This window comes from Microcystis sp. (genome assembly GCF_048564745.1).
Taxonomy (GTDB): Bacteria; Cyanobacteriota; Cyanobacteriia; order Cyanobacteriales; family Microcystaceae; genus Microcystis; species Microcystis ichthyoblabe_A.
On sequence record NZ_JBLZRT010000123.1, the window covers coordinates 21,702 to 29,920 of the forward strand.

The 8,219-nt window shown below is 42.4% G+C and carries 11 protein-coding genes and 1 pseudogene; 9 read left to right on the forward strand and 3 right to left on the reverse strand.

From position 1 onward, the window contains the following. Positions 1-16: 16 nt before the first annotated feature. The gene (locus tag ACOCD9_RS13680) at positions 17-1,429 is read left to right on the forward strand and encodes an LCP family protein (protein WP_419547790.1); all 1,413 of its coding nucleotides are present in this window, start codon (positions 17-19) and stop codon (positions 1,427-1,429) included. Between the two features lie 115 nt (positions 1,430-1,544). Further along, the gene (gene arsS / locus ACOCD9_RS13685) at positions 1,545-2,522 is read left to right on the forward strand and encodes an arsenosugar biosynthesis radical SAM (seleno)protein ArsS (protein ID WP_419547791.1); all 978 of its coding nucleotides are present in this window, start codon (positions 1,545-1,547) and stop codon (positions 2,520-2,522) included. A gap of 127 nt (positions 2,523-2,649) precedes the next feature. Here arsS and ACOCD9_RS13690 read toward each other — a convergent pair whose 3' ends face one another. Both ACOCD9_RS13690 and ACOCD9_RS13695 read right to left on the reverse strand, forming a co-directional pair. Next, the gene (locus ACOCD9_RS13690) at positions 2,650-2,922 is read right to left on the reverse strand and encodes a DUF3143 domain-containing protein (protein WP_002770501.1); all 273 of its coding nucleotides are present in this window, start codon (positions 2,920-2,922) and stop codon (positions 2,650-2,652) included. Between the two features lie 5 nt (positions 2,923-2,927). After that, a complete protein-coding gene (locus ACOCD9_RS13695) occupies positions 2,928-3,422 on the reverse strand; it encodes a J domain-containing protein (RefSeq protein ID WP_287701191.1) in 495 nt (164 codons plus the stop codon). 48 nt (positions 3,423-3,470) lie between these two features. On the opposite strand from ACOCD9_RS13695, the gene ACOCD9_RS13700 reads away from it, so the two are divergent. The 6 genes from ACOCD9_RS13700 (at position 3,471) to ACOCD9_RS13725 (ending at position 7,599) form a co-directional block, all read left to right on the forward strand. Further along, positions 3,471-4,034 (forward strand): thylakoid membrane photosystem I accumulation factor, encoded by a 564-nt coding sequence (locus ACOCD9_RS13700; RefSeq protein ID WP_287701192.1) that lies wholly within the window; start codon positions 3,471-3,473, stop codon positions 4,032-4,034. A gap of 270 nt (positions 4,035-4,304) precedes the next feature. Then, positions 4,305-5,867, forward strand: a complete 1,563-nt coding sequence (locus ACOCD9_RS13705; protein WP_419547792.1) for an iron uptake porin — start codon at positions 4,305-4,307, stop codon at positions 5,865-5,867. Positions 5,868-6,176: 309 nt separating this feature from the next. After that, a complete protein-coding gene (locus ACOCD9_RS13710) occupies positions 6,177-6,383 on the forward strand; it encodes a hypothetical protein (protein WP_002763776.1) in 207 nt (68 codons plus the stop codon). Further along, positions 6,373-6,783 (forward strand): putative toxin-antitoxin system toxin component, PIN family, encoded by a 411-nt coding sequence (locus ACOCD9_RS13715; protein ID WP_194014921.1) that lies wholly within the window; start codon positions 6,373-6,375, stop codon positions 6,781-6,783. The genes ACOCD9_RS13710 and ACOCD9_RS13715 overlap by 11 nt, the downstream gene beginning before the upstream one ends. 131 nt (positions 6,784-6,914) lie before the next feature. After that, positions 6,915-7,253, forward strand: a complete 339-nt coding sequence (locus ACOCD9_RS13720) for a UPF0175 family protein (protein WP_287967752.1) — start codon at positions 6,915-6,917, stop codon at positions 7,251-7,253. Continuing rightward, positions 7,246-7,599 carry a hypothetical protein gene (locus ACOCD9_RS13725; RefSeq protein WP_287783808.1) on the forward strand — a complete coding sequence of 118 codons (354 nt, stop codon included), beginning with the start codon at positions 7,246-7,248 and terminating at the stop codon, positions 7,597-7,599. The genes ACOCD9_RS13720 and ACOCD9_RS13725 overlap by 8 nt, the downstream gene beginning before the upstream one ends. Positions 7,600-7,719: 120 nt before the next feature. On the opposite strand, the gene ACOCD9_RS13730 is transcribed toward ACOCD9_RS13725, so the two are convergent. Then, positions 7,720-7,959, reverse strand: coding sequence for a hypothetical protein (locus ACOCD9_RS13730; protein ID WP_045361344.1), 240 nt, complete (start codon positions 7,957-7,959; stop codon positions 7,720-7,722). Positions 7,960-8,130: 171 nt separating this feature from the next. On the opposite strand from ACOCD9_RS13730, the pseudogene ACOCD9_RS13735 reads away from it, so the two are divergent. Further along, positions 8,131-8,219: pseudogene (locus ACOCD9_RS13735) on the forward strand (IS200/IS605 family transposase); the annotation flags it as partial.

Here is an 8,219-nt window from a genome sequence, read left to right on the forward strand (position 1 = left end):
TTGTGTGAGGCAATTTGTGGTTAATAAGACGAAATCAAGGCTTAAAAGCGGAAAATCAAGCAAATTAGCGGCTAAACCTGTTAAAAAGCGGCGATTGTCGGGTAAATGGTTCCTGACAGCCCTAGGCTTAACTGGCTGCGCCCTAGTTTCCGCTACGGCGGGGGCTATGTTAGCTGTGTCTCTCTCCTCCACACCTTTGCGACAAGCTGCTCTTAGTCCCGAAGAAGCCGCCGCTTTTAACAATCAACAGGCCATATCCTATGAAAATCTGCAACTTCCCGCCCTCAACCGCCCCGTTAATATTCTGGTAGTTGGCGCGAAAGTGTTGACATCCGATGTCAAGGAGGCACAAACCCCAGATCTGGGTTATCATGCCCCGGTTAATTCCTTGGATGGTTTAACCGATACCATGCTGTTACTGCGTTTTGACCCCCAAAGACAGAAGTTAACCATGCTTTCCATCCCCCGGGATACCCGCACCGATATCGAGGGTTACGGGGAGAAAAAAATCAATCAAGCTAACGCCCTTGGGGGACCTGCTTTAACGGCGGAAACGGTTAGTCATCTTTTAGAAGGGGTCGCTATCGATCGCTATGTTCGCATTAATGTGCAGGGTGTGGAAAAATTAATTGATGCTTTGGGGGGGGTGACGGTATATGTTCCCAAAGACATGAAGTATCAAGATTTTAGTCAACACCTCTACATTGACCTGAAAAAAGGGGAACAACACCTCAACGGCGAGAAATTCCTCCAGTTTGCCCGTTTTCGTTACGATGCTAAAGGCGATATCGGTCGTATCCAACGACAACAGCAATTAATGCGGTCTTTAGTGGAACAAACCCTAAAACCAGCAACTTTACTGAAAATTCCCGATATTATCGAGGTTATCCGCACTCATATCGATACTAATCTTAGTTTAGAAGAGTTACTCGCCCTAGCCGGTTTTGCCTCCAAAACTCAGCGCACTGATGTGCAAATGCTACTCCTACCCGGAGACTTTAATGGTGATGGTCGGCAAGGGATCAGTTATTGGTTGCCCAATCAAAGTAAAATTCAAGAGCTAGTGGCTCAACATTTTAACCACGGCTCTTTTATGGCTGACATTGAGGAAACCACGCAACCGACTCGCATAGCTGTGGAAGATAGCATCGATAATCCAGAAGCGGTGCAAACTCTAGTCAGATATCTGCACTCATTGGGTTATGAAAATGTTTTTGTCTCTAAGTCTTCATCACCAATTCTAGAAACTACCAAAATTATTGCTCAAAAAGGGGATGATTCCCTGGCTGCTGCCCTGCATAATAGCCTTGGTGTCGGGGAAGTTTTGGTGGAAAGTACGGGGAATCTCGCTTCTGATGTGACGATTAAAATTGGTCAAGATTGGCAAGAAAAATCAGCTAATCTTTCTGAGCTATCCCCTGGCAACTAAGAGAAAAATCAAGTTTATCTGAGTTAGGAGTTACCCATTGACAAAAAACTCATCCATTATCAGTTATCATTGATTAGTGATTGGTCACTGATTACTGATTACTTTTTACTCTCCCATGATTCCTTTTTTTGAGAAACTAAAAACTCCTTTAACTAAGCAAAAAATCTCGGTTCTGCAAATTAATTTGGGAAAAAAATGTAACCTTGCTTGTAGCCATTGTCATGTGGAAGCTAGTCCAGTTCGCTCCGAAGAAATGACTCCAGAAGTGTGCGAACAAATTATCGAACTGATCGAAAGATTTCCCCAAATTAAAACCGTCGATCTGACTGGCGGCGCTCCCGAAATGCTCTACGGTTTTAAGCCAATTGTGGAAACCTCTAGAAAAGCTGGAAAAGAGGTAATTGTGCGCTCGAATTTAACTATTTATTTCGAGAAAGGATTTACTGATATTCCTGAATATTGCGCTGCCCATCAGCTGCGGGTGGTGGCTTCTTTACCCTGTTATCTTGCCGATAATGTGGATAAAATGCGCGGTCTGGGAGTCTATGATCGATCGATTGCTGCTTTACAATGGTTGAACCGTCTTGGTTACGCTCAAGAGCCGAATTTGATGGTCGATTTAGTCTATAATCCCCAGATTCCTAAGTCAGAGAATTTTTCTCTCACACCGGATCAGGTATCCCTAACACGGGATTACAAAAAGTTCTTGCAAGAACATTTTAATATTTCTTTTAACAATCTGTTTACTATCACTAACTTACCCGTCGGAAGAACCCGTTTCTATCTGGAACACCGGCAACTCTATCAACCCTATCTTCAATTCCTTGAAGGTCATTTTAATGGTGATACTGTCGAACATTTGATGTGTCGTAATCAGCTTTCCATTGATTATTTGGGTAATATCTATGACTGCGATTTTAATCAGATGGAAGATCTGGTCGCTTGCACCGGTCAAGGCCAAAAATTAACCCTGCCAGATTTATTACAAGCGGGTACTTTAGAGCTAATTGCAGAGGTACAAACCGCTTCCTATTGCTACGGTTGCACTGCCGGCAGCGGTTCCAGTTGTGGGGGAGCTTTGATTGCAAACTGAACAAATGTACTGGATTGACAGCGTGCCTCGGAAAATTTAGTACAAATGCTCGGACTAGCTCTCCCTGCTACCAACTCCGCTGCTGTCTTAACGAGTAATCTTAGATAGTTAAAAGTTTAACCGATGATTAGGGACCGGAAAAAACCGCCGATTCGATATCTTGACGACTAAGGGAGTATTTAAAAGCGCGATTGATGTCACTGCCGTCATTGGCTGCCCGAAAGTAACGAACGGTGATTTCTTCGATATCGAGGCAGATTTCCGCTTTCCATGTCGGTTTTTCCACAGTCCAACAGTGGACATTCTCGGTATTTTTCCGACAACCTAATTTAACTAGCCATGCTTCGATCGCCGGTAAGGGATGATTATAGAGGGGAGTATCAGCAGTGGGAATCTTCATCGCATCTAAATCAAAAATAATTGGGCTACAGTGACAGCATTCTCTCCTCGAAGCATAGCAATAATCACCGCTAGTAACAAGCAGCCGAGCAGGGTGAGTGCCAAGATAAACAAAGCAAAAATCTCTCCCGAAGATAGGGGGCGATCGGTAGGATCGAGATAGGCGCTACGATTAGCTATGGGTTGATCGCTATCGGGGATAGTTTGGATGACATTCCAGCGCGAGTAACCTATCTGTAAATCATACAGGGAACGGCGATCGGGATTACTCAGGGTGGCATAAGCTTCGTTAAGACGCTGGAATTTAACCGTTGCCACTTCGGGGCTGAGTTCGGTAGTATCGGGGTGGTATCGTTTACTCAGTTCCCGATAGGCGCGTCGCACTTCGATCACCGAGGCACTCGGATGTAGTCCTAGAATGGCATAATAGGTATTGGCAAAGCGCGAGTTAGCGGCAATGACTCGCGAGGTGGTTTGGGAATTATCGCGCTCGAAGGTCACAAGATTTTTTACACTAAAAATTGTCTTAATATTTTAACCCTGTTGATCATGAAATCTCGTTATCGGCTGCGTCTTCAGATCTGTCTTGTCTTTCTCATTGTTGCTCTGACGAGTTGGTCTCCTTGGCTAACCTCTAGCGCCTATGCGGGGATCGATGACGATCGCCTCGATGGTAATATTTTTGTGGTCTATGCGGGGAATGGTTCCCTCGTACCACCGCGTCTAAATTTAGCGGAAACTTTTCAACGGAAAATTCCGGCTATTATTGTCTATTATCTGGATGATAGTAGTGATTGTAAGCGATTTGCGGCGATTGTCTCCCGTTTTCAAGAGTTTTACGGTCGCGCCGCCAGTATTATCCCCGTTACTGTCGATTCTATCCCCTTAAAGTCTTCCTATCGTCCCGATGAACCGGGTTACTATTATCGTGGTGGGGTTCCCCAAACTGTGGTTTTAGACCAACAAGGTAAAGTGGTTTATGATGGTTTGGGCAATGTTAAATATGAAGATGTGGATGATGTCTTAAGAAAGGTTTTTGATCTTTTGCCTCGAACGCAATCGCTGGAGTTAAAAAGACGCTCTTTTAACGAGTTTAACGCTGAATTGCGCTAGTTACCCCTTTTTTATCCTCAATTGAACCAAAAATAATCATTTAGAGATGCTGTCAGCAGCGTCTCTATCTTGTTTGTAGGAACAATAAAATTATTTACTTATTGCTTTTATTATCATTTAAGATTTATTTTAACCAATAAATGCTAGACAATTCAGATTTTATCTGGAGTAACACTTGAAAAATATTTGCAACAGTGCCAGACTAGAAAAAGTTTGCTAACCTGATTATACTGAGAACAATAATCATTCTTGTAGGTGTGGGAACCAGCAATGAAAATCAAGCAAAATTTCCTAACAGCAGCGATATTACTGGGTTTTTCTGGTCCGGTACTGGCTAATAGTCTCGAAAACCTCTCTAGTAACCCCATGGCACAGGTAACAAGTGTCAATCAATTGCGGGATGTTTCTCCCACCGCCTGGGCTTTTGAGGCCTTAAGAAGTCTCGTGGAGAGGTATGGTTGTATAGTAGGTTATCCTGACCGCACTTTTCGCGGTGAACGCGCTTTAACTCGTTGGGAATTTGCCGCCGGGTTGAATGCCTGCTTAAATACCCTAGAAAGATTGATTCAGGAAGGAGTAGCGGTATTAAAAGAAGATCTAGACAGAATTAAGCGATTAGTCAGCGAATTCGAGACAGAATTAGCGGCATTGGGTGCTAGGGTTGATAACTTAGAAAATCGAGTCGCTTTTCTGGAAAATAATCAATTTTCCACCACTACTAAATTAACCGGGGAAGTGGTGATGGCATTATATGGGGTAGCCACAGGAGAAAAAAACGGTGGTGAAGGGATTCCCCAAGTGCCAGCTTTTGGTTATCGGGCCCGTTTAGAATTAAATACTAGCTTTACAGGCAAAGATTTACTCTATACCCGTCTAGCAACGGGAAATATTGCCGATTTAGCCGATACCACGGGAACTTTTGAAAGCACCTTAGCCTTTACCCAACCGGACGGCAACGATTTACTGCTAGAAGTTTTAAACTACAGTTTCCCCGTCACGGAAAATATCTACCTCTGGTTAGAAGCGACGGGAGGTGCTAAAGATGACTTTACCAATACCCTCAACTTTTTGGATGGAGATGGTGCTAGTGGGGCGCTTTCCGCTTTTGGTACCCGCAATCCCCTTTATTTTGCTCCCGGACAAACTGGACTCGGTTTACAGGGTAATTATGGGGCTTTGCAATTCAGCGCCGGTTATCTTGCTGGGGATGCTAACGATCCTAACCCGGGTGCGGGTTTATTTAACGGTTCCTATACCGCCCTAGGGCAGCTGGGTTATGTTCCAAATGAGAATTTTGGCATTGCTTTATCCTACTTTCATGGTTATAACCAATTAGACACGGGAACGGGAAGTCAGCGCTCGAATTTCCGATTTTTCACCGAAGAACTATTCGGGGAGGCTGTCCCGACTATTAATAATAGTTTGGGTTTACAATTCACTTGGCGAATTGTCGATGGTTTTGTCCTCGGTGGTTGGGGGGGTTACACAAAAGCTGTCACCCTTAGCACCTTAGATGGACAACTAGAACGCGGGGATTTAGATATCTGGAATTGGGCGGTAACTTTGGCTTTTCCTGATTTATTTAAGGAAGGAAATACCGCTGGTATTATTGTTGGTATGCAGCCCTGGGTGTCTAGTTCTAGTATTCGATTAAATGATGGTAGTTCCACTAATGATCCCGATACTTCCTTTCATATCGAAGGATTTTATGAGTGGAAACTCACCGATAATATTGCCCTTACTCCAGGGGTAATCGTGATTACTTCTCCTAACTCAAATAACAACAATTCCACCTTAGTTATCGGCACTATCCGCACGACTTTTACTTTCTGATTTATCTAGGCAGCCGGTCAGAAATAAAGATAAAGTATGACGGGATTTGACATCATTTCTCGACGGCTGGCTGCTGTTCCTGCGTCTCGCAATCTCAACTAACTGAATTAAGGGGGCATTTATGGTATTTTTAGAAGCAATTTAGCCTACTTTTGTGGTTTCTTTTTCGGTGGATTTAGAGGGTTTTAGTTTACGCTTCAGGGTTGAAGTTGTGGCGAAGAGGTCGAGGACGATTTGAGTAACACTGTTAAATGTGATTAAATAAACTACAATGAAAGTTGAAGATACACCTAGTTACCTAGTTAAGCCATGAAACAAGTTCTCAAAAATATTAAGGTATCGGAGATTCCTACACTAATCGCTCAGTTAGGTCTTTCTCCTGAACAAGAAGTTAATCTGACGATTGAGGAAAATTCAGAAAGTCTTATCTCAATTATGGATAAAGTCGGTAAAAAGGCTCAAGCTAAAGGTTTGACAGAAGATAAACTAACAGAACTATTAGTAGATGAATCCTAATCGAGTTGTTATAGATACCAATGTTTTTATTAGTGCTTTACTCAATCCCCTAGGAACACCCAAAAAAGTAATCAATATAGCAGTCAGTCAATTTACTATTCTCCAGAGCGAGGCAACTTATCAAGAATTGGCAACGAGAATAAGTAAAAAGAAATTTGACAAATATTTAGAAAAAGATGATAGGTTAGATTTCTTGTCGTCTCTTAAAAATAGGAGCTTATTTGTTGATATATTGCATGAAACGAGAGTTTGTTCCGATTTAGATGATAATAAATTCTTAGAATTAGCCGTGTCTGGAATGGCACAATACATCATAACAGGCGATAACGATCTTTTAATTCTCAATACTTATCAAGGGATTCCAATTATCAATCCAGCAGAGTTTGTCGCCTTTTTCTAGTGTCACTGAGAATTTTTTGAGGGAGGAATGCAAAAAAACAAAACCCCCTCAAGATTGAATGAAGGGGCATTGATGGTATTTTTAGAAGCAATTTAGCCTACTTGTGTCGTTTACCTTTTAATGGCGATACAATGAAGTTACTGCCACTTAATGAAACCTCTATGAACCTCATCCTTCCCTCTAAACTTCTGCAAACAGTACAAATGACTGAAGCTCAAATGCTCACGGAAATCGCTGTCATGCTTTATCAGCAGCAACGCCTTAAATTTGAACAAGCAGCCGAACTAACGGGAATGGCGATCGATGATTTCTACCAATTGCTAGTATCGCGTAATATCCTCACTCCACCCACGGATCCCGACGACGAACCAAAAGAACTCATCCTCACCAGTCTTCGTATTTCTCTTCAGCAAGCTAAAGAGGGCAAAGTACATCCCATCTCTGAACTGTGGGATGGCATAGATGACTGAAAAAATTCCCCCCATTAAGCTTATTTTCTCCGATCAATTCAAGGATCGACTTCGCATCCTCGCCAAACGCTATCGGAGCATTCGTACTGATATACAACCCCTAATTGATGACCTTCAGATAGGCAAATTCATCGGCGATAAAATACCAGGAATAGGCTACACTGTCTTTAAAGTTCGCCTCAAAAACAGCGATATTCAAAAGGGCAAAAGTAGCGGCTATCGTGTTATCTATCAACTTAAAGACAATAGTTGTGTTTTGATGCTCCTCATCTATGCCAAATCTGACCAAACGGACATCCCAGCGCAGCAAATTCAAGACATCATTAATAAGTTTGACAATTTTTAGAAGTATTAATAGATGCTAAAAATAAACCCCCTCAAGATTGATTGAAGGGGGCATTGATGGTATTTTTAGAGGCAATTTAGCCTACTTTTGTGGTTTCTTTTTCGGTGGATTTAGAGGGTTTTAGTTGGCCATTGATAACAATGCCTCTTCTATTGGCTTTGGTAACTCAATAGGATGAAACCGATTCACAGAAAAAGCGTAATCTTCACCACTTTCATCAATAACCCGAATTAGACTGTTTATTTCTGCTGTCTCATCAGGGATAACGCGGTATATTTTTCCCACCTCTAGTGAAGCTTCGTAGCCTTCATTATTGAGACAAACTGCGAACTTATTTGTTGGAGATGACTCTATTTTCATGGTCAATCTAGAAACGGTAGCTTGAGCTTAAATTCTTTTTTGCCGATGCCATGAGCTTCATACTAATGGACTTCAGCTAACCTTACTATACCATTGGGAAGCTGAACTTGGGCTATGCCCTTTAATCTCTTCGGGTCTAATTCCCCGCCGCTCGCGGCGTATAATAGAAAAATGAGTGAATACATCCATAAGAGCCATAATGTAAGTGTTTTGCTATATCATTTAGTGTTCCCAGCCAAATATCGTAAAGCCGTTTTCGA

Coding starts and splice junctions, on each gene's coding strand:
- arsS (WP_419547791.1), top strand. CDS start 1,545: ATGATTCCTTTTTTTGAGAAACTAAAAACTCCTTTAACTAAGCAAAAA.
- ACOCD9_RS13690 (WP_002770501.1), bottom strand. CDS start 2,922: ATGAAGATTCCCACTGCTGATACTCCCCTCTATAATCATCCCTTACCG.
- ACOCD9_RS13700 (WP_287701192.1), top strand. CDS start 3,471: ATGAAATCTCGTTATCGGCTGCGTCTTCAGATCTGTCTTGTCTTTCTC.
- ACOCD9_RS13705 (WP_419547792.1), top strand. CDS start 4,305: ATGAAAATCAAGCAAAATTTCCTAACAGCAGCGATATTACTGGGTTTT.
- ACOCD9_RS13710 (WP_002763776.1), top strand. CDS start 6,177: ATGAAACAAGTTCTCAAAAATATTAAGGTATCGGAGATTCCTACACTA.
- ACOCD9_RS13715 (WP_194014921.1), top strand. CDS start 6,373: ATGAATCCTAATCGAGTTGTTATAGATACCAATGTTTTTATTAGTGCT.
- ACOCD9_RS13720 (WP_287967752.1), top strand. CDS start 6,915: ATGAAGTTACTGCCACTTAATGAAACCTCTATGAACCTCATCCTTCCC.
- ACOCD9_RS13725 (WP_287783808.1), top strand. CDS start 7,246: ATGACTGAAAAAATTCCCCCCATTAAGCTTATTTTCTCCGATCAATTC.
- ACOCD9_RS13730 (WP_045361344.1), bottom strand. CDS start 7,959: ATGAAAATAGAGTCATCTCCAACAAATAAGTTCGCAGTTTGTCTCAAT.